General features: G+C 48.5%; 1 protein-coding gene. It reads right to left on the bottom strand.

The window, feature by feature from the left end; all coding sequences use genetic code 11:
• Positions 1-5: 5 nt before the first annotated feature.
• A complete protein-coding gene (locus DWY93_RS16035) occupies positions 6-911 on the bottom strand; it encodes a PepSY domain-containing protein (RefSeq protein ID WP_181968569.1) in 906 nt (301 codons plus the stop codon).
• Positions 912-1,181 lie beyond the last annotated feature (270 nt).

The following is a 1,181-nucleotide window of genomic DNA, read 5'->3' on the forward strand; positions in this document are numbered from 1 at the left end:
CTGTCTTAACGGACCTTCTCAGCATCCCACTCCATTACGGATCCGGTCGCTGCATCAATCGTGAATTCGTATTCCGTTCCACCGTAGATGATCTTTCCTTCATATTCCGGGTGTCCGTCTTCATAATCAAGCTTCCATTCGTAGAGATTCTTGTCTGTTGCACCGCTTACACGGTCAAGGGCTGTTTTCTTTGCATCTGCCTCACTGACCGTAACGTTCCTGCTGTCTGCTCCCATCGTTTTTTCTTCATATGCGGAGCTGATGATCTCTCCGGTGTCTGCCGCAATCTCATAGTCATACTTGGCACCGCCTGCATACCATTCAATGTCATATACCTGACGTCCGTCTTCATAATCAAGCTTTGACTTGGTGATCGTTGCGTCCGCTGCCTTCACTCCGGCATGCTCCAGTGCGATCTTCTGTGCTGCTGCTTCATCCACGGTTCCGGTACCTGTTGCATTCTGTGCCGGTGCAGCGGCTGAGGTCTGTGCCTGGGCTGAGGCTGAACCTGAGGTCTGTGCCGTGGCAGGGACAGTGGAGTCTGCTACCTCCGTCTGCGTCCCGGAAGTCTGTGCATTCTGTTCCTGGCTGCTCATTTCCATGACAGCTCCTGTCTGTGCATTGATCGTGTAGGAGTAGGCATACTCTCCGGAAGTAAATTCCACCTTATAGCAGGCCACTCCCGCCACCTCACTTAAGGTCGTGGCTGAAATGTCTGCATCTGCCGCTTCAATATCCGCTGCTTTTAACGCCGCTTCCTGTGCCTCCTCCATAGGGATCATCTGTGTCTGCTCCTTCGTCTGCTCCTGGCTGCTTTGCTGCGGAATACTGGCTGCCGCATTATCTCTGCATCCGGTCAAGGTCATTGCAAGTGCAAATGCCGCTCCGGTAAAAATCCATTTCTTTCTCATACTCTTTCTTATCCTTCCTATCAAATTGGAATGAGTAAAGTGTAGCCGATATCCTGCCAGATTACAAGTGAAATTTTTGTGTACAGGGTATATTTGTAAAAATCTAACAAATATAGTAACACTTGCAATACCGTAAATTGCGCCGCCCATGCCTCTTTTTACAGATTCCCTGATTGTCTCCATTTTGTATAACAAAAGGCAGCCCACTATGGACTACCCTGATAAAAATAAAAAGCAGCAAATCATTTGCTATGTGTAGTGATATTCTAT

This window comes from Clostridium sp. AF28-12 (assembly GCF_003435225.1).
GTDB classification, from domain to species: domain Bacteria; phylum Bacillota; class Clostridia; order Lachnospirales; family Lachnospiraceae; genus Pilosibacter; species Pilosibacter fragilis.